Origin of the sequence: Streptomyces sp. NPDC050548 (genome assembly GCF_044457385.1) — a bacterium.
Classification (GTDB): domain Bacteria; phylum Actinomycetota; class Actinomycetes; order Streptomycetales; family Streptomycetaceae; genus Streptomyces.
The window spans coordinates 383,095-401,252 of the sequence record NZ_JBITGV010000002.1 but is presented as its reverse complement, the minus strand read 5'-3'; the positions used below and the strand labels follow the sequence as shown (position 1 = coordinate 401,252).

The 18,158-nt window shown below is 70.4% G+C and carries 16 protein-coding genes; 3 read left to right on the top strand and 13 right to left on the bottom strand.

What is annotated here, in order from left to right; translation table 11 throughout:
- Positions 1-24 precede the first annotated feature (24 nt).
- A complete protein-coding gene (locus ACIBJH_RS07645; protein WP_399115922.1) occupies positions 25-1,239 on the top strand; it encodes a lactonase family protein in 1,215 nt (404 codons plus the stop codon).
- Here the strand turns inward: ACIBJH_RS07645 and ACIBJH_RS07640 are convergent.
- Both ACIBJH_RS07640 and ACIBJH_RS07635 read right to left on the bottom strand, forming a co-directional pair.
- Positions 1,207-1,932, bottom strand: coding sequence for a DUF2470 domain-containing protein (locus ACIBJH_RS07640; protein ID WP_399115921.1), 726 nt, complete (start codon positions 1,930-1,932; stop codon positions 1,207-1,209). The two genes, ACIBJH_RS07645 and ACIBJH_RS07640, sit on opposite strands and share 33 nt — an antisense overlap.
- A gap of 88 nt (positions 1,933-2,020) precedes the next feature.
- Positions 2,021-2,629, bottom strand: coding sequence for a TetR/AcrR family transcriptional regulator (locus ACIBJH_RS07635; RefSeq protein WP_399115920.1), 609 nt, complete (start codon positions 2,627-2,629; stop codon positions 2,021-2,023).
- A 108-nt stretch (positions 2,630-2,737) separates the two neighbouring features.
- On the opposite strand from ACIBJH_RS07635, the gene ACIBJH_RS07630 reads away from it, so the two are divergent.
- Entirely contained in the window at positions 2,738-4,273 is a 1,536-nt protein-coding gene (locus tag ACIBJH_RS07630) for a cytochrome P450 (protein ID WP_399115919.1), read from the top strand.
- Here the strand turns inward: ACIBJH_RS07630 and ACIBJH_RS07625 are convergent.
- Both ACIBJH_RS07625 and sigJ read right to left on the bottom strand, forming a co-directional pair.
- Positions 4,235-5,065 carry a pentapeptide repeat-containing protein gene (locus tag ACIBJH_RS07625; protein WP_399115918.1) on the bottom strand — a complete coding sequence of 277 codons (831 nt, stop codon included), beginning with the start codon at positions 5,063-5,065 and terminating at the stop codon, positions 4,235-4,237. The two genes, ACIBJH_RS07630 and ACIBJH_RS07625, sit on opposite strands and share 39 nt — an antisense overlap.
- A gap of 5 nt (positions 5,066-5,070) precedes the next feature.
- On the bottom strand, positions 5,071-5,964 hold the full coding sequence (gene sigJ, locus ACIBJH_RS07620; RefSeq protein WP_399115917.1) for an RNA polymerase sigma factor SigJ: 894 nt from the start codon (positions 5,962-5,964) through the stop codon (positions 5,071-5,073).
- Between the two features lie 100 nt (positions 5,965-6,064).
- Between sigJ and ACIBJH_RS07615 the strand changes: the two genes are divergently transcribed.
- Complete coding sequence (locus tag ACIBJH_RS07615; RefSeq protein WP_399115916.1) at positions 6,065-8,215, top strand: hypothetical protein; 2,151 nt, start codon at positions 6,065-6,067, stop codon at positions 8,213-8,215.
- Positions 8,216-8,239: 24 nt separating this feature from the next.
- Here the strand turns inward: ACIBJH_RS07615 and ACIBJH_RS07610 are convergent, their stop codons facing one another.
- The 9 genes from ACIBJH_RS07610 to ACIBJH_RS07570 all read right to left on the bottom strand — a co-directional run bounded on the left by ACIBJH_RS07610 (position 8,240) and on the right by ACIBJH_RS07570 (position 17,942).
- Entirely contained in the window at positions 8,240-8,851 is a 612-nt protein-coding gene (locus ACIBJH_RS07610) for an FxLYD domain-containing protein (protein WP_399115915.1), read from the bottom strand.
- A 71-nt stretch (positions 8,852-8,922) separates the two neighbouring features.
- A complete protein-coding gene (locus tag ACIBJH_RS07605; RefSeq protein ID WP_399115914.1) occupies positions 8,923-10,227 on the bottom strand; it encodes an alpha/beta fold hydrolase in 1,305 nt (434 codons plus the stop codon).
- 101 nt (positions 10,228-10,328) lie between these two features.
- A complete protein-coding gene (locus ACIBJH_RS07600; protein ID WP_399115913.1) occupies positions 10,329-11,360 on the bottom strand; it encodes a LacI family DNA-binding transcriptional regulator in 1,032 nt (343 codons plus the stop codon).
- A gap of 88 nt (positions 11,361-11,448) precedes the next feature.
- Positions 11,449-12,861, bottom strand: a complete 1,413-nt coding sequence (locus tag ACIBJH_RS07595; protein ID WP_399115912.1) for a BNR repeat-containing protein — start codon at positions 12,859-12,861, stop codon at positions 11,449-11,451.
- Positions 12,862-12,882: 21 nt separating this feature from the next.
- Entirely contained in the window at positions 12,883-13,203 is a 321-nt protein-coding gene (locus tag ACIBJH_RS07590) for an L-rhamnose mutarotase (RefSeq protein ID WP_399115911.1), read from the bottom strand.
- Between the two features lie 32 nt (positions 13,204-13,235).
- Positions 13,236-14,318, bottom strand: a complete 1,083-nt coding sequence (gene rhaS / locus ACIBJH_RS07585) for a rhamnose ABC transporter substrate-binding protein (protein ID WP_399115910.1) — start codon at positions 14,316-14,318, stop codon at positions 13,236-13,238.
- A 102-nt stretch (positions 14,319-14,420) separates the two neighbouring features.
- Positions 14,421-15,395, bottom strand: coding sequence for an ABC transporter permease (locus ACIBJH_RS07580; RefSeq protein ID WP_399115908.1), 975 nt, complete (start codon positions 15,393-15,395; stop codon positions 14,421-14,423).
- Positions 15,388-16,428, bottom strand: coding sequence for an ABC transporter permease (locus ACIBJH_RS07575; RefSeq protein ID WP_399115907.1), 1,041 nt, complete (start codon positions 16,426-16,428; stop codon positions 15,388-15,390). The genes ACIBJH_RS07580 and ACIBJH_RS07575 overlap by 8 nt, the downstream gene beginning before the upstream one ends.
- Complete coding sequence (locus ACIBJH_RS07570) at positions 16,425-17,942, bottom strand: sugar ABC transporter ATP-binding protein (protein ID WP_399115906.1); 1,518 nt, start codon at positions 17,940-17,942, stop codon at positions 16,425-16,427. The genes ACIBJH_RS07575 and ACIBJH_RS07570 overlap by 4 nt, the downstream gene beginning before the upstream one ends.
- Positions 17,943-18,158 lie beyond the last annotated feature (216 nt).

Genomic DNA, 18,158 nt, shown 5'->3' with positions numbered 1-18,158 from the left:
AAGCGACGACCTGAGGGTGTGGGCATGAGCAGTGGTGCGGACGCGTCACAGGGCGGCTGGAGTCGGCGCCGTTTCCTCGGCGCCCTGGGCGGAACCGCGGCCGTGGTCGCGGTCCCCGCACCGGCCTCGACCCCGGCCGACCCCGGATCCACGCCCGCGGCGACCCCGGCACCGGCCCCCAGCGCCCGCCGCACCGGCAAGGCCGCCGACCCCCGCCCGCTCCACCTCGGCACATACACCTCGGTCGACGGCGGCGGCACGGGCATCGGCCTGGCCACCTACGACCCGGCGACCGGCAAGATCACCGGCGCCGGAACACTCACCGGGGTCGCCGACCCGTCGTACCTCGCCGTGCACCCCGACGGCCGCACGCTGTACGCGGTCGACGAGCAGACGGCCGGCGCGGTGACCGCCGTACGCCTGGCCGATCGCAAGGTTCTCGGCTCGCGGAGCACCGGCGGCGCGGGCCCCTGCCATCTGTCGGTGCATCCCACCGGGCGCTGGCTGCTCAGCGCCAACTACACGTCCGGCAGCGTGGCCGTGCACCCGATCGACGCGGCGGGCGCGCTCGGTGAACGCACCGCTCTGGTCAAGCACTCCAGTCCGCAGCCGGGCCCGGGCCAGGACGGCCCGCACGCGCACCAGTTCGTGACCGGTCCCGACGGCGGCCATGTCCTCGCCGTCGACCTGGGCACCGACACGGTCTACACCTACCGCCTGGACACCACGAAGGGCACGCTCACCGAGGTCTCCCAGGCGCACACCCGCGCGGGTGCGGGCCCGCGCCACCTCACGTTCCACCCCGGCGGCCGGTACGCCTATCTGGCCAACGAGGTCGACGACACCGTCGCGGTCTGCGGCTACGACCAGGCCACGGGCGCCCTGTCGATCGGCGACCCGCAGTCCAGCGGGAGCACGGGCGACACGACCAACTACCCGGCGCAGATCCTGGTGACGGCTAACGGTTCGTACGCCTATCTCGCCAACCGGGGCGACAACACCCTCGCCCGGTACGCCGTCGAGGCGGACGGCGCCCGGCTCCGGCTGCTCGACACCGTGCCGGTGAGCGGTGACTTCCCCCGGCAGATCGCCTTCTCGCCGGACGAGACACTGCTGTTCGCGGCGAACCAGAGGTCGAGCACGGTGAGTGTGTTCCTCGTGGACGGCGCAACCGGTCAACTGCGGCTCGCGGGCGCGCCGTTCGCGTCACCGGTCGCCGTCTGTGCGCTGCCGCTGTAGGGGACGCGGGCAGGACGCGGCGCTGGCCTGGGTGAGCAGCACATGCATCCGTTCGGTGAGGTGGGCGACGGTGTCGGCGGGCGCGTGAAACGGCAGTCGTACGTCGCCGTGGGCGCGGGCGCGCTCGATGCGCAGGGTCAGTCCGTGCCGGTCGACGGCCAGGGGCTGGACGCGGACGGCGCAGTGCAGGCTGTCGGGCTCGACGAGGCGGGTGAGCCGTTCGACCGCGTCGGAGTGGCAGTCGGCGAGGTGGGTCAGCAGCTGGGCCTCGGCGAGGGCCAGCGGGTCGGGTTCGGCGGCGGCGAACTCGTCGAGGTCGATGACCACCGCGCCGGTCGCCGGACGCAGCACCACGCGCGTGGGACTGAACGCCAGTCGGTCGTCCTCGGGGACGAACCAGCCGGCGAGCCACACCCGGGCCCGGATACGGTTGCGCACGGGGACGGGCGCGACGTCCGCGAACTCAAGCACCGCGGACGGCTCGCCGCGCGGCGCGCAGATCGCGGCGGCCAACAGGGCGCTGTCCTCGGGCACTTGAAGGAGTACCCGGCCGTCGTCGTCCACGCTGTGCGCGCCGACGAACTCCTCGCGACCGCCCTCCGCGGTCACCGCGCAGGACCATGCGGCGGCGAGCACCGAGCGGGCCCGCTCGGCCGCGGCAGGCACGGCCGTCCACGTCTGGCTGTCACCCATCCCTGAACCTCCTTAGGTAAGCCTTGCCTAACTTACCGAAGATAGGGGCGCGCGCCAACCACGCCACGTAAATTCCAGGGGCGGCTCTTCAGGGCGAGATGACGCCCAACAGGGCCCGCGCGCACAGATCGCGCACCTGCTCGCGGCTCAACTCCGGTCCGCGCAGCCACTCCAGACAGACGGCGGTCGTGAACGCCAGCCAGCCGCGCACCGCGAGCTTCGTGTCGGGCCGCTCCTCCACCGCAGGACCGAACTCGGGATCGGCGGCGAGCGCGGCCAGGATCTGCCGCTCCTGCGCCGCCAACGCCCGCTGGTAGACGCGTCGTACGGTCTGGTCCCCGGCCGCGTCGGCACGATGGAAGGCGCGATAGCCGTGCGCGTGGGCGTGCACGTACTCCAGATAGGTGTCGAGGGCGGCGGCGAGCTGTTCGCGGGCCGGTACGCCCGGTACGGCCGCCGTCATCCGCAGCATCCGCTCGCTCTCGCGCTCGACGACGGCCGCGAAGAAGTCCCGCTTGGTCGGGAAGTAGTGGTAGAGCAGCCCGCGGGAGACCCCGGCGATCTCGGCGACCTGCTCGATCCACACCTCGTCGTAGGGGCTCTCCGAGAACAACCGCGCGCCCACCGTGAGGAGTTGCTCCCGACGCTCACCGGTACTGAGCCGGCGGCGTGTGCTCTCTCCTCGATTGGCGGCCATTCCCGCACTTTACTTGACGTCGGTTCAACAGCGGGATCACACTGGAACGCGCTATTGAACCCACGTACAACAGGCTCAACCCGCGAGTGGATCAAGGGAGATCGCGTCATGGCGGAGACGACGACGGTGACGCCGACCGCACTGCCGAAGGGATTCCGGGGCGCCGAACAGGGCTGGCCGCAGCTCGACCGCATCCCGCATCCGCCGCGCCGGCTCCCGTTCCTCGGTGACGTCATCGGCGCCGACCGGCGCACCCCGCTCCAGGACTCGCTGCGCCACGCCCGCCAGTTGGGCCCGATCTTCCGCCGGAAGGCCTTCGGCAAGGAGTTCGTGTTCGTGTGGGGCGCCGACCTGGTGGCCGACATGGCGGACGAGACGCGGTTCGCCAAGCACGTCGGCCTCGGCATCGCCAATCTGCGGCCGGTCGCCGGGGACGGGCTGTTCACGGCGTACAACCACGAGCCCAACTGGCAGCTGGCGCACGACGTCCTGGCCCCCGGCTTCAGCCGCGAGGCGATGGCCGGCTACCACCCGATGATGCTGGCCGTGGCCGAGCGCCTGACGGACCACTGGGACCGCGAACTGGCCGCAGGACGGTCGGTGGACGTGCCCGGCGACATGACCAAGCTGACCCTGGAGACGATCGCGCGCACCGGCTTCGGCCACGACTTCGGCTCCTTCGAACGCGACCGCCCGCACCCCTTCGTCACCTCGATGGTGGGCACCCTCAGCTACGCCCAGCGCCTCAACTCCGTGCCCGCACCGCTGGCCCCGCTCCTCCTGCGCACCGCGACCCGGCGCAACGCGGCCGACATCGCCCACCTCAACCGCACGGTCGACGACATGGTGCGCACCCGCCGTACGACGGGCGGTGGTGACGGCGACCTGCTCGACCGGATGCTGGAGACGACCCACCCGGAGACCGGCGAGCGGCTCTCCGCCGAGAACGTCCGCCGCCAGGTCATCACCTTCCTGGTCGCCGGCCACGAGACCACCTCGGGCTCCCTGTCCTTCGCGCTGCACTACCTCGCCCGCCACCCCGAGGTCGCCGCCCGCGCCCGCGCCGAGATCGACCAGGTCTGGGGCGACGCGGACGTGCCCGGCTACGAGCAGATCGCCAAGCTGCGCTACGTCCGCCGGGTGCTCGACGAGTCGCTGCGCCTGTGGCCGACCGCGCCCGCCTACGCCCGCGAGGCCACCCGCGACACCGAACTCGCCGGGGACCACCCGGTGCGGCGGGGCGCCTGGGCGCTGATCCTCACGCCGATGCTGCACCGCGACCCCGAGGTCTGGGGCGCCGACGCCGAGGAGTTCGACCCGGACCGCTTCGACGCCAAGGCCGTCCGCTCCCGCGCCCCGCACACCTTCAAGCCGTTCGGCACAGGAGCGCGGGCGTGCATCGGCCGCCAGTTCGCGCTGCACGAGGCGACGCTCGTCCTGGGCCTGCTGCTGCGCCGCTACGACCTGCGCCCCGACCCCGCCTACCAACTGCGCGTGGCCGAACGCCTGACGCTGATGCCGGAGGGTCTACGGCTCCACCTGGACCGACGCACGGCAACGTCCGGGCCGGTGACCACACCGGTCGCGGTCCCGGACGACGGCATCTCAGAGGCCCGCTGCCCAGTGCACCGGGCGGACGACTGACCCCGGCAGCCTGGTGCCCTCACTCCCCCGGGCCGCGTTGACCTGGGGCTGGGTGAGGAAGAACGCGCCGGTCAGATCGGCGTCCGTGAGATCGGCGTCCCGCAGGTCGGCGCCGATCAGATCCGCGCCGCGCAGGTCGGCCCCGGTGAGATCGGCGGCGATGAGGTAGGCGCCGCGCAGATTCGCCCGGCTCAGATCGGCGCCCTTGAGCCGGGCGCCCATGAGATCGGCACCGCGCCGGTCCTTCTTCTTCCCCTTCGCCCCGGCCCGCATCAGCTCACTGGTCCGCCGCAGCAGCGCGTTGACCTCCTGCCGGTGGGCGCCCACGTCGAGCGCGCCGAGTTCCTCGGACGTGCCGCGCGTGAGCGCGTCGGTCGCGCGCAGCGCCTCGCGCACGGCGGGGTGGACCGGTGCCGCGGCCGACAGGGTGAGCGCCTCGGTCAGATACCAGAGCAGTTCCTGCAGCTGCCGTACGACGGGGAACACGTCGAACATCCGGCGGGACTCCGCCTGCGGGACCGTACGCCAGTCCCGCCCGCCGAAGGTGATCTGCGAGACCTTCTGCCCGGCGCCGAAGCAGTCGTAGACCGTGCAGCCGGTGAAGCCGGTCTGCCGGAGCTTCGCGTGGATGCCGCACCGGTGATCACCTCGGAGGTTCGGGCACGGTGTGCCCGCCGCCTTGTCGATCGCGAAGTCCGTCGCGGCGGCGAAGGGCAGCGCTACACAGCACAGCCCGAAACACCGCTCGCAGTCACCGCGCAGATCGGCCCGGTCCACTATGTGATCTTCCATGCCGTTCAGCGTACTGACCCGCTCACATCGAGGCGGGCCAGCCGGTCGGGGTCGGACAGGATGTACATCTCGGTGATCCGGCCGTCGGCGATCGTGACGCCCATGACGGAGAGGAGCCGTCCTTCGGGGGCGTTCACGACACCCACCGACCCATTGACCAGGGCGAGTTGGGCGAGGCGGGCGAACGGGGCGAACATCAGGGCCTGTTCGGCGATCGCGCGTGCTCCGCGCAGCGCCTTCGAGGCCGCCGCGCCCCGCACCAGGGCGCCGGAGTCGGCGCGCAGTGCCACGTCCGGGTGCAGCAGTGCGACGAGGGCGTCGAAGTCGCCCTCGCGCGCGGCGGCGAGGAACGCCTCGACGATCTCGCGCTGCCGGCCGAGGTCCGGGTCGGTCGACGGGCTCGCGCCCTGGACCCGGCGGCGGGCCCTGCTCGCCAGTTGGCGAGTCGCGGCGGAGCTGCGTTCCACGATCGGGGCGATGTCGTCGAAGGGCACCGCGAACAGGTCGTGCAGGACGAACGCGAGCCGTTCGGCGGGCTCCAGGGTCTCCAGGACGACGAGGAGGGCGAGGCCCACCGAGTCGGCCTGGAGCACCTCCTCCTCGGGGTCCAGATCCGTCAGCGGTCTGAGCAGCGGGTCCGGGACGAAGGTCTCGTCGATCGGGTCCTCGCGACGCGCGGTGCGGGCGCGCAGCAGATCGAGGCACACCCGGCCGACGACCGTGGTGAGCCAGCCGCCCAGACTCCTGATCTCGTCCGCGTCGGTGCGGCTCAGCTTCAGCCAGGTCTCCTGGACGGCGTCCTCCGCCTCCGGCAGCGAGCCGAGCATGCGGTAGGCCACCGCGCGCAGCCGGCCCCGGTGTTCCTCGAAGCGGTCCGCCAGGAGTTCCGTGTCGTTCATACCGTCCACCCAACACGTCCGCCCCCGCCACGGGCATGCCATTTTTCTGCGCCCCATGTCCGTTTGCGGGGCGAGTGGGGCAGGACGACGATGGGGAATCATGGACCCGGTCGGCATCGCGTCCCGCAGACTGCCGCGTGTCGCGGCCCTGGTCCTGGCCGTCCTCGCGACGGCGGTCCTCACCCTCGCGGCCACGGCCCGCTCCACCGTCGTCTCACCCGGCTTCCACCGGTCGGCGCTGGACGAGGAGAAGGCCTACGACCGGCTCTACAGTCAGGTGCTGGTGGACCCGCGGACGGCCGCGGTCACCCGGGGGCTCCTTGCCCGGCTGCCCGTGCCGGAGGCGCAGGTCACCTCCAACCTCAAGCTGGTGCTGCCGCCGGAGACGGTCCGTGATCTCACCCAACAGCAGATCAACGCCGTGGTGGGCTATCTCGGCGGCGAGCGCGACTCCCTGGTCCTCAAGGTCGATCTGCGGCCGGTGCTGGCCAACCTCAACGACCTCGCGCAGATCTACTTCGGCGATCTCGTCGCCTCGGTCCAGAACCGGTCCGAGCCCGACTTCGAGCGCTTCTCGGCCGACCTGTCCACCGCCCTGGGAGCCGTGACCGCGGGGCACATCCCGAACGGGCTGCCCGCGCTCCCGCTGACCGAGGCACAGGCGGAGCAGGCGGCCGGGACGCTGGTGAGCGGACTGCCCGCCTCCGACCGGGACGCCCTGCGCCCGGCGGTCGAGGCCGCGCTGCGGGACGGCGATGTCGCGACCGCGCTCGCCACCGTGGCCCCCGCCGCCGTGTCGGACCACACCCGTACGGCCGCCGACCGGCTGCGGGCGAGCGTGGGCGGCGGCACCTGGAACTTCACGGACACCGTCGACCTGGCCCCGCTCCACCGCGCCCGCACCTACACGGCGGTCGGCCTCGGCCTCACGGAGGCCCTCGCCTCCGCGCTCCTCGTCGCCGCGCTGGCGGTGCTGTGGATCGGCGGCGGCTCGACGTCTCCGGGCCGCCGGCTCCTCCCCGTGGGCTGGTCGCTCGCGGCCGGCGGGCTGCTTGCCGGACTCGTCGCCGTCGTCTTCCGGCTGGTCAGCGGCGGGCGGGTGATCGATCCGCCGGGTTCCTGGCCGCCGAGCCTGGCCCGGCTGGTCGACGACGTACAGCGCACCGCCGTGGACCGGCTCACGGCCACCGCCCTGACGACAGCCCTGGTCCCGGTCCTGGCCGGTGCCCTGCTGACCGGCGTGGGCTGGGTCCTCCAGGTCCGGCCGCACGTGCCCGCCCTCCCCCGTCTCCGCTGGCTGGCCCTCGCCACGGGCGGCGCCGCCGTCGCCGGCGTCCTGCTGATCCCGTACGCCGTCACGCCCACCGCGTCCCGCACCTGCGAGGGCAGCGCCGACCTGTGCGACCGGTCCTACGACGAGGTCGCCTACCTCACCTCGCACAACGCGATGTCGACGACCGTGGACCGGTTCATCGGCCCGCTCCAAGACCCGGGAATCACCGCCCAGTTGGACGACGGGGTGCGCGCCCTGCAGATCGACACCTACCGGTGGGAGCGCCCGGACGAGATCACCGCGCGGCTCGCCGAGTCCGACTTCACCCCGGAACAGCGGAAGTTCGTCGCCGCTGCCGTCAACAAGGTCAACCCGCCGCGCGAGGGGCTGTGGCTGTGCCACTCGGTGTGCCGGGCCGGCGCCATCGCCCTGGTGCCCGCGCTGCGCGAGATCGGCGACTGGATGCGCGCCCATCCGACCGAGGTGATCACCCTGATCGTGCAGGACGCGATCAGCGGCGAGGACACCCAACGGGCCTTCGCACAGGCCGGGTTGAGCAACCTTGTGCACACCCCCGACCCCGATCCCGCGAAGCAGTGGCCGACGCTGGGCGACCTGATCGACAGCGGGCGCCGGCTCGTCGTCTTCGCCGAGCAGGCCGACGGTCCGGCGCCCTGGTACCGGAACTTCTACGACTACGGCATGGAGACCCCGTTCGCGTTCCGCACGCCGGACGCGATGAGTTGCGTACCGCATCGCGGCGGCAACGACAAACGTCTGTTCCTGCTCAACCACTTCATCACCATCGACGGCGGCAGCCGCCTGGACGCGGGTGAGGTCAACGCCCGCCGGTTCGTGCTCGACCGCGTCCACCGCTGCGAGCGGGAACGCGGTCGGCCGGTGAACTTCGTCGCCGTCGACTACGCGACGATCGGGGACGCGGGCGGAGCGGTGGACGCACTCAACTCCGAGCGCTGAAGGGCCCGTTGCCGACGAACGTGCTCAATAGCGCTGCGCCTTGGCCAACTTGGGGGTCAGCACCGGCTCCGGCGGCTTGGTGCTGATGGCGACCGGCTGGGCCTTCGCGCCGGGAGCGAGGTTCTCGGCGCCGACGTAGCGCGTCTCCACCACCTTCCCCGAGGAGTCGAGGAAGTCGACCTGGACGGCGTAGGACGCCTTCTTGTCGGTCTTGTTGGTGATGGTGACGAGGACGGCGAGGAGCCCGCCGGTCTGGGCGCGCGGTTTGCCGGTCATGGCGACCTCGGACATCGCGTTGCCCTGGCCCGTGACGTTCTTGAGTTCGTTCTGGGCGTCCTTGGCCGCGCGGGCGACCTCGGCCGACACGGAGGCCTCGAAGGAGGACGCGGCGGCCGAGGCGGAGGAGGCCGCGGCGGAAGCCCGGGCGCGGGCCGACGCGACCGCCGAGGAGGCGGCCGACTTCAGGGCCGACGGTGTCATGCCGGAGAAGGAGGCCTTGTCCGGGGTCGGGGTCCCCGAGCTGCTGCCGGAGCTGTTGTTGTCGTCGCCGCAGGAGACCAGCGCGACCGTGCTCGCCGCGACGACGGCGAGGACCAGGGCGGCCGGGCGGGCCCGGCGGAGTGACTTGGTATTCATCGAAATGAACCTTATGTCGGAAATTACCGAGTCACATCTCGCCGCCGGGCCCGCCTCCCGTCGGCGCGGACTCAGACCTCGTCGCGCGTGAGGGCCAGCAGCCGGTCCAGGACCCGCGTGCCACCGGCCCGTACGCCGTCGTGCTCGAACTCGTCGGTCACCCAGGTGCGCAGGCCCCGGATGGAGCGGGCGGTCTGTAGCGAATGGGGCGCGTCGACATACATGTCGTCGTGGTAGACGGCGGCGGCGACCGGGACCTCGTTGGCGGCGAGGCGCGCCGGGTCGTAGAGGGGCTGCCAGTCGGTGCGGGCGGCGAGGAGTTCGGCGGTCTCGCGGAGCGGGCGCAGCGCGGGGTCGGAGTCGAACATCCAGGGGTGGATCGTCTCGCCGGTGAAGAGGAGGGGGCCGTCGCCGGCGAGGGTCTTGGCGGCGTCGAACTGCGGGAACTCGCCGCGGACCCGCTCGGCCGACCAGGCGGTGGGGCGGGCGTCCTGGGCGTAGCACGCCTCGTGGACGAGGGCGTAGAGGGGGTGCCCGGCGTACGACAGGGAGTTCTGGACCTCTTCCTGGAACGCGTCGGAGAGTTCGAAGCCCTGCGGGGTGCGGACGAAGGCGTTTTCGAGGAGGAAGTGCAGGCGGTGGCTGCCCTCGCTGCCGCCGAGCATGATGCCGAGGGACTGGAAGGCCTCGGCGGTGAGCCGGTAGCCGTTCGGGAGGACCGGCTCGTGGCGCAGCAGGTACTCGGCGATGCGGCGGGCGCGCTCCACGTCCTGCGGGTAGCGGTCGTAGTGGGCGGCGACCTTGCGTTCGATGCGCGGGTAGGCGGCCCGGTAGACGTCGTCGGCGTGCGCGTCGAGGGACGGCAGACCGCCGGTGAGGAGCGCGGTGCGCAGGCCTTCGGGGGCGGTGGAGAGGTAGTTCACCGTGCAGAAGCCGCCGAAGCTCTGGCCGAGGACGGTCCAGGGGGCGCCGCCGGTGAGGGCCGGGCGGATGGTCTCGCAGTCGCGGACGATCGAGTCGGCGCGGAAGTGCGTGAGGTGCTCGGCCTGCTCGGCGGGGCCGCCGCGCAGCGGGAGGGTCTGGCGGTTGAGCGGGGTGGAGTGGCCGGTGCCACGCTGGTCGAGGAGGAGCACGCGGTACTCGTCGAGCGCGCGGTCGAGCCAGGCCTGTCTGCCGACGAAACGATTCGCCCCGAATCCGGGTCCACCCTGCAGGTAGAGCAGCCACGGCAGGTCCTCCCGGCCGACCTTGTCGCTCGCGACGACCTCACGGGCGTAGAGCTCGATGGTCTCGCCCGTGGGGTCCTCGTGGTCGAGGGGCACGGTGAAGCGGCGGTCGGTGAGGACGACGCCGGGCTGGCGGTAGCTGACGGACAACGCGACTCCTGGTACGGACGAATGACGGGCCGCGTCACAGTCCAGCACATGTGCGTCCGATATCCGACCCCCTGGATCATGAAATCCTACTGACCGGCCGATCAGCGGGCGGCGAGGCTGGAGCGGCGCACCACCAGTTCCGGCTGGAGCACGACCCGCCGGTGCTCGTGCGGGCGGGCTGTCGGGTCCGTCTCCGCCTCGGTCTCCTCCAGAAGCAGTTCGGCCGCCAGGGCGCCCATGGTGACGGCGGGCTGCCGGACCGAGGTGAGCGGTACGGCGGCCGCCGCGGCGAACTCGATGTCGTCGTAGCCGACGATCGCGAGGTCGTCCGGGACGCCGACCCCGGCCGCGAACATGGCCTGGAGCACGCCGAGGGCGAGCAGGTCGTTGGCGCAGAAGACGGCGGTGGGCCGGTCGGCCAGGCCCAGCAGCCGGGCCCCGGCGTCCCGCCCGGCGGCCACGTCGAGCCGGTCGGTGGGCAGCTCGCGCAGCGTGCCGGGGTCGAGGCCGGCCTCCGCGAGGGCGTTCTTGGCACCCGTACGGCGGTCCCGCACCTGGTTGAAGCCGGGCGGGCCGCTGACGTACGCGATGGAGCGGTGCCCGGCGTCGATCAGATGCCGCACGGCGAGCGCGCCGCCGGCGACGTCGTCCACGGAGACCGAGCACTCGGTGGTGCCCTCGGCGACGCGGTCGACGAGCACGAAGGGGATGCCGTGCCGGCGGAACGACTCGATGTTGCGCCCGGTCGCGTCGGCCGGGGTCAACAGCACGCCCCGCACCCGCTGTTCGGCGAAGAGCGACAGATACTCGGCCTCCTCGCCGGGGCTCTGCGCGCTGTTGCAGACCATCACGCCCAGCCCGGACTCGCGCGCGGCCCGCTCGGCGCCGCGGGCGACGTCCACGAAGAAGGGGTTGCCCATGTCGAGGACGAGCAGCCCCATGATCCGGCTGCGTCCCGCGCGCAGCTGGCGCGCGGACTCGCTGCGGACATAGCCGAGGCGGTCGATCGCGGACAGCACCCGGGCCCGGGTCTCCGTGGCGACGGTGTCCGGGCGGTTGATGACGTTCGAGACCGTGCCGACGGAGACTCCGGCGGCGCGGGCGACGTCCTTGATACCCACCGGCTGGGCCATCAGGCGGAGACCTCCAGGGTGATGTGGGGCGGCGGGGAGGCCTTCACATTACCGTCATGGCCTTTGCCGACTCCGGCGGCTGCCCCGGTCACGCGGGCAGGGCGAAGTCGACGACGTGAAGTGCCGAGGGGGTCGTACCGCTCGACTTCTCCTGGTACATGATCGACAGCACGTTGTCGGCCTTCAGCCGCAGCTCGTCGATGACGACCTCGCCGAACGCGTTCAGGTCGCTCGCGTCGTACAGCAGCGCCCAGTCGGAGTACCCGGAGGCCTTCGAGGCGCCGGCGATACGGCCGTAGGGCAGGACCGCGTAGGCGTTGTCGTACTTGTCCAGGACCAGCCTGGTGCGCTGGCTGGAGTTGAGGGCGATCGGGATCTCGGTCTTCTGCCAGGTTCCGGCGGAGTTCTTGCGGACGTGGAAGGCCCGGCCGTTCGCGGTGCGGTCGGTGACATAGTTGGTGGTGCACTGGCCGAAGCGGCCGGGGACATAGCTGATGATCGCGTGCGGGAGGCCGGCGGAGTCGGTGGACTGGCTCTCCTGGTTCATCAGGGAGTGGTCGGGGTTGAGGGAGTCGACGACGAGTCCGGCGTCCGTGACCGCGACGGTGTCCGAACTACCCGTCGTTCCTACGACGGTTCCGGCGTCGTTGCGCCAACTGCGGCCCCGGTCGGTCGAGTAGACGTAGCCGGTGTCGTGGTTGGTGATGCCGCCGCTGTTGCACATCACGGCGGCGGACTGCTCGCGCCAGGTGAAGAAGGAGTGCAGGCGGCCGTTGACGTCGTAGTCGATGCCGTGGAGGTACATGTTGCGGGCGGTGCTGGAGCCGTGCGTGCTGGTGTAGGTACCCGTGGAACCGCTCCACTCCCCCAGCGCGGTCCAGGCCGAACCGTCGTACTCCGCAAGGGCGTTGCGGCCGTTGCCGGAGATCCCGACGCGGTAGCTGAGCTGCAACTTGCCCTCGGGGGTGGCGATGAACTGGGGGTAGGTGAACTGCGAGGTGAGCGCGACACCGTCCAGCGAGGTCTGTACGGCGCCGAGGACGGCCGAAGTCCAGGCGGTGGACGCCGGGTTGTCGAGAAGACCGGCGACGGACTTGACGTAGAAGAAGCCGTCGCTGTGCGAGTCCATGTTGAGGTGCAGCCGGCCGTCGACCTTGGACACCCCCATGGAGATGACGTTGTGGGAGTCGTCGCTCTTGAGCTGATGGGACAAGGTGACGGTCGACCAGGTGCCGGCCCCCAGGACCCGTCGGGCGACGACGGCGTACTTGGTGGACGTGTACCAGGCGGCGTACTGATAGCCCTTGTAGGTCAACAGCCCGTTCTTCTGGAACGAGTTGTTGTTGACCAGGCCGTCGTACGAGACGAAGTACACGGCCTGGGCGTCGAGTTGGGTGGTGCTCTTCTTGGTGACGGACGGGCCGGGGTCGGCCGCCCGTGCGATGCCCGGCGTTGCCACGGCCGCAAGTATGGCGGTGGTGAGCACGGCGCGTCTTCTCATGTGAGCGGCTCCTGTGGTGGATCACGCGAGGTGGAAGACCTCGGTGAGGGGCTTCATCGCTTCGTCGGGACGGGCGCCGTCCAGGGACTCGAAGAACGGCGCCATCTCCGCCTGCCAGCGGGAGTTGATGTCGGTGGCTTCCATGCCGGCCTGGGCGGCGACGAAGTCCTCGGTCTCCAAGTAGCCGACCAGCAGGCCGTCTTCGCGCAGGAAGAGCGAGTAGTTGTGCCAGCCGGTGGCCGAGAGTGCGTCGAGCATCTCGGGCCACACGGTGGCGTGCCGCTCGCGGTACTCGTCGAGGCGGTCCGCCCGGACCTTCAGCAGGAAACACACGCGCTGCATCAACACCCCTTGTTCGAAAGGGACTTCGGGGACTAGAAGTTGAACTGGTCGATGTTCTTCTTGTCGAAGACGGTCGGCTTGCCGAGGTTGATCACGCCGTCCTTGCCGATGGTGTACGAGGTCCCGCCGGCCTTGAAGGTCTCGCCCTCCTTGCCGGTGATCTGCCCGGACACCAGCGCCACCGCCGTCTGCGCGGCGAGGGCGCCGAGCTTCGCCGGGTCCCACAGCTCGAAGCCGTCGACGGTGCCGTTGTTGACGTACTTGCGCATGTCGTTGGGGGTGCCGAGGCCGGTCAGCTTGACCTTGCCCTTGTACTGGGAGCTGGACAGGTACTGGGCGGCGGCCTTGATGCCGACGGTGGTCGGGGAGATGATCCCCTTCAGGTTCGGGTACTGCTGCAGGAGACCCTGGGTCTGCTGGAAGGACTGCTGGGCGTCGTCGTTGCCGTAGGCGACCTTGACCAGCTTGATGTTCTTGTACTTGGGGTCCTTCAGCTCCTCCTTCATGAAGCCGATCCAGGTGTTCTGGTTCGTCGCGGTCTGCGCGGCCGACAGGATCGCGATCTCGCCCTTGTAGCCGATCTGCTGGGCGAGCAGCTGGACCTGGGTGCGGCCGAGGTCCTCGGCGCTGGCCTGCGAGACGAAGGCGTTGCGGCACTCGGGGTTGGTGTCGGAGTCGTAGGTGACGACCTTGATCTTGTTGCTCATCGCCTGCTTGAGCGCGGTGCACAGGGCGCCCGGGTCCTGCGCGGAGACGGCGATCGCGTTCACCTGCTGCTGGGTGAGCGTGTTGACGTAACTCACCTGTCCCGCCGTGTCGGTGGCGCTGCTCGGGCCCACTTCCTTGTACTTCTCGCCCAGTTCGGTGAGGGCCTTCTCGCCGCCCTTGTCGGACGTGGTGAAGTACGGGTTGTTGACCTGCTTGGGCAGGAACCCGACGGTGAGCCCCTTCTTGAGAGGCGCGTTCGGGTCCGCCTTGCCCCCGGTGACGGCCGACCCGGTGTTCTCGTCCTTCACATCCTTCTTGGTGGTACCACCACAGGCGGTGGCGACGAGAGTGAGAGAAGTGACGGCGACAACGGCCGCACAGGCACGACGAAGGGATGCTTTGCGCATGGCAGGGGTTCCTTTGATACGAGGTTGAGTGAAAGCGCCCCTTCAGGGGCGCGGGGAACGGCGCGACCAGCCACAACGGACCCGCAGCCGCCAACCGACCGACTAGGTGGATCGTGCCGCGGCCCGAGAGACAGCGACTTGCCGAGCAACCCGAGGCCCCAGTACGGAGACCACGAGCAGAACACCGGTAACAACGATCTGCGACTGCGCCGAAACGTTCAGCAGACTCATCACGTTCTGCAACGCCCCGAGCAGAAACACCCCGGCGATCGCCCCGCCCAACGTCCCCTTCCCGCCGTCGAAGTCGATCCCACCGAGCAACACCGCGGCCACTACGGACAGTTCGAGCCCGGTCGCGTTGTCATAGCGCGCACTGGCGTAGTGCAGCGCCCAGAAGATCCCGGTCAGTGAAGCCATCAACCCGGTCACCGTGAACAGGATCAGCTTCTGCCGCTTCACCCGGATCCCGGCGAACCGCGCCGCCTCCTCGTTCGCCCCGATCGCGAACAAGGACCGCCCGAACGGCGTGGCATGCAGCGCTACGACGGCGATGGCGAGCAGCACAAGGAAGGGCAGGAAGGCCCGTGGAAGGAACGTGTCGCCGAGCCGTCCCGCCGCGAAGTCCAGGTACTGCGTGGGGAAATCGGTCACCGCGTTGGAGCCGAGCACGATCTGCGCGATGCCCCGGTACGCGGCCAGCGTGCCGATCGTGACGGCGAGGGACGGCAGTCCCAGCCGGGTGACGAGCAACCCGTTGACCAGGCCGCAGACCAGGCCCAGCAGCAGGCAGATCGGGATGATCGTCTCGATCGCCATGCCGTCGTTCCACAGTTTGCCCATCACCGCGCCCGACAGACCGGCCGTCGAGGCGACCGACAGATCGATCTCGCCGGCCACGACCAACAGGGTCATCGGGAGCGCGATCAGGGCGATGGGCAGGGTGTTGCCGATCAGGAACGACAGGTTCAGCGCGTTGCCGAAGCCGTCCACGGAGGTGAAGGAGAACAGCAGCAGGACGACGAGGAGGGCGCCGACGACCGTGTCCCAGCGGATCGCGCGCGTCAACGACTCAGGCATGGCGGGCGTTCCTCTTCTTCAGTGCGGTGGCCACGCGCAGGGCGACGATCCGGTCGACGGCGATGGCGAGGATGAGCAGGATGCCGTTGATGGCGAGCACCCAGACGGAGCTGACGCCGAGGGCGGGCAGCACACTGTTGATGGAGGTCAGCAGGAGCGCGCCGAGGGCCGCGCCGTAGACGCTGCCGGAGCCGCCGGTGAAGACCACGCCACCGACAACCACCGCGCTCACTACGGTGAGTTCGTAGCCGGTTCCGGTGCCGGAGTCGACGTTGCCGAAGCGGGCCAGGTACATCGCTCCGGCGAGTCCGGCGAGCCCGCCGCAGAAGGTGTACGCGGCGAGGATCCGCTTACGGACCGGGATGCCGGCGAGCCGCGCGGCCTCGGGGTCGGAGCCGAGGGCGTACAACTCCCGTCCGCTGCCGAAGTGTTTGAGGTAGTAGGCGGTGACAATCAGCACGGCGAGCGCGATCAGCGCCAGCCAGGGCACCGCCGACAGGCCGCCGGAGCCGAAGTCCACGAATCCGCCCGGGAGATCGGCTGCGGTGATCTGCCGGGAGCCGACCCAGATGGAGTCGACGCCCCGGATGATGTAGAGCGTGCCGAGCGTGACGACCAGGGCGGGTACCTGCCCCAGACTCACCAACAGCCCGTTGACCAGGCCGAGTCCGATGCCGAGGAGAACTGCCAGCAGGATCGCGATGACAGCGTTGCCGCCGCTGTGGAGGTAGTCGCCGGTGGCGAAGGCGGTGATGCCGAGGATCGAGCCGACCGACAGGTCGACGTTGCGGGTGATGACCACCAGCGACTGGCCGGTGGCGACCAGGACCAGGATGGTCGCGTTGAGCAGGAGGTCCTTGACGCCCTGCTCGGACAGGAACTCGCTGTTGCCCGCCTGGGTGATGCCGATCATCACCAGGAAGACGACCAGGATGGCGAGTTCGCGCATCTTGAAGACCCGGTCGACGAGCCGGGTACTGCTCGACTCGGGAACTTCGGCGGCGGGCGCGGGCTTGGGAGCCGTGACCGTCATGCGGCGGCCCTCCCGGTGGCTGCGGCCATCACGGATTCCTCGGTGGCTTCGGAACGGGGGATCTCTGCGGTGAGCCGGCCCTCGTGCATCACCAGCACGCGGTCGGCCATGCCGAGGATCTCGGGCAGATCGGAGGAGATCATCAGGACGGCGACACCGTCGGCGGCCAACTCACTGAGCAGCCGGTGCACTTCGGCCTTGGTCCCGACATCGATGCCACGGGTCGGCTCGTCGACGATCAGCACCTTGGGCCCGGTGGCGAGCCACTTGGCGAGGACGACCTTCTGCTGGTTGCCGCCGGAGAGGGTGTTGACGGTGTCGGCGATCCGCGCGTACTTGACGTGCAGTTTCACCGCCCAGTCGAGGGAACGGCTGCGCTCGGCGCCCCGGTCGACGAGACCGGCCTTGACGGTCGTACGCAGGCCGGTCAGACCGATGTTGCGCTCGATCGACATGTCCATCACCAGGCCCTGGGCCCGCCGGTCCTCGGGGACCAGGGCGAGGCCCGCGGCCATCGCGGTGGAGGGGGCGCCGTTCGTCAGCGCCTTCCCGTCGACCTCGACACCGCCGGCGTCCCACCGGTCGATACCGAAGACGGCTCGCGCCACCTCGGTACGACCGGCGCCGACGAGCCCGGCGAGACCGACGATCTCACCGCGCCGTACCTCGAAAGAAACGTCGGTGAAGACGCCCTCGCGGGTCAACCGCTTGACGCTGAGGGCGACTTCACCCGGTTCGACGTCCTGCTTGGGATACAGCTCGTCGAGATCGCGGCCCACCATGCGCCGTACGAGATCGTCCTCGGTCATGCCCTCGACCGGCTCGCTGGAGATCCAGGCGCCGTCGCGGAGGGTGGTGACCTGCCGGCAGATCTGGAAGATCTCCTCCAGGCGGTGCGAGATGAACAGGACGGCGGCCCCCTGTTCGCGCAGGGTGCGGACGACGCCGAAGAGGCGGGCCACCTCGCTGCCGGTGAGGGCGGCCGTCGGCTCGTCCATGATCAGGACCCGGGCGTCGAAGGAGAGCGCCTTGGCGATCTCCACGATCTGCTGGTCCGCGATGGACAGGCCGCGCGCCGGGCGGTCGGGGTCCAGCTCCACGCCCAGCCGCTTCATCAGCTCGGCGGTCGCCGCGTGCGTGGCCTTGTGGTCGATACGGCCCAGCGCGCGGCGGGGCTGGCGGCCCATGAAGATGTTCTCGGCGATCGACAGATCGGGGAAAAGGGTCGGTTCCTGGTAGATCACGGCGATACCCGCGTCGCGGGCGTCACCGGGGCCGTGGAAGAGGACGGGGTCGCCGTCGAGCAGCACCTGGCCGGCGTCGGGCCGGTGCACACCGGCGAGGGTCTTGATGAGAGTGGACTTGCCCGCGCCGTTCTCTCCGGCGAGTGCGTGCACCTCACCGGGGAACAGTTCGAGGGACACGTCCCGCAGGGCGCGTACCGCGCCGAAGGACTTGGAGATGCCCTTGAGCGCGAGCACCGGGGCCGGACCCGCGTCTGACGGGTGGGTCATGAGGGGCTCCTCGACGACGTCGGCGGTGAGCCGCCACGACGTCGTGAAAGGTTTCAACTTGGTTGCCGGGACGTTAGGCGTGCCAGCCTTGTCACGTCAATGGGTCCGCATCGAAAAAGTTTCGATAGCCAAAGGTCACATTGGAGTCACGGAGCACAGGCTTCGCCGTAGGGCTTGACACCCCTTCGGGAGGCTCATAACTTCGCTCCCTGAATC

Coding starts and splice junctions, on each gene's coding strand:
- ACIBJH_RS07590 (WP_399115911.1), bottom strand. CDS start 13,203: ATGCAGCGCGTGTGTTTCCTGCTGAAGGTCCGGGCGGACCGCCTCGAC.
- ACIBJH_RS07625 (WP_399115918.1), bottom strand. CDS start 5,065: ATGGAAGATCACATAGTGGACCGGGCCGATCTGCGCGGTGACTGCGAG.
- ACIBJH_RS07575 (WP_399115907.1), bottom strand. CDS start 16,428: ATGACGGTCACGGCTCCCAAGCCCGCGCCCGCCGCCGAAGTTCCCGAG.
- ACIBJH_RS07640 (WP_399115921.1), bottom strand. CDS start 1,932: ATGGGTGACAGCCAGACGTGGACGGCCGTGCCTGCCGCGGCCGAGCGG.
- ACIBJH_RS07630 (WP_399115919.1), top strand. CDS start 2,738: ATGGCGGAGACGACGACGGTGACGCCGACCGCACTGCCGAAGGGATTC.
- rhaS (WP_399115910.1), bottom strand. CDS start 14,318: ATGCGCAAAGCATCCCTTCGTCGTGCCTGTGCGGCCGTTGTCGCCGTC.
- ACIBJH_RS07635 (WP_399115920.1), bottom strand. CDS start 2,629: ATGGCCGCCAATCGAGGAGAGAGCACACGCCGCCGGCTCAGTACCGGT.
- sigJ (WP_399115917.1), bottom strand. CDS start 5,964: ATGAACGACACGGAACTCCTGGCGGACCGCTTCGAGGAACACCGGGGC.
- ACIBJH_RS07610 (WP_399115915.1), bottom strand. CDS start 8,851: ATGAATACCAAGTCACTCCGCCGGGCCCGCCCGGCCGCCCTGGTCCTC.
- ACIBJH_RS07600 (WP_399115913.1), bottom strand. CDS start 11,360: ATGGCCCAGCCGGTGGGTATCAAGGACGTCGCCCGCGCCGCCGGAGTC.
- ACIBJH_RS07580 (WP_399115908.1), bottom strand. CDS start 15,395: ATGCCTGAGTCGTTGACGCGCGCGATCCGCTGGGACACGGTCGTCGGC.
- ACIBJH_RS07570 (WP_399115906.1), bottom strand. CDS start 17,942: ATGACCCACCCGTCAGACGCGGGTCCGGCCCCGGTGCTCGCGCTCAAG.
- ACIBJH_RS07645 (WP_399115922.1), top strand. CDS start 25: ATGAGCAGTGGTGCGGACGCGTCACAGGGCGGCTGGAGTCGGCGCCGT.
- ACIBJH_RS07595 (WP_399115912.1), bottom strand. CDS start 12,861: ATGAGAAGACGCGCCGTGCTCACCACCGCCATACTTGCGGCCGTGGCA.
- ACIBJH_RS07615 (WP_399115916.1), top strand. CDS start 6,065: ATGGACCCGGTCGGCATCGCGTCCCGCAGACTGCCGCGTGTCGCGGCC.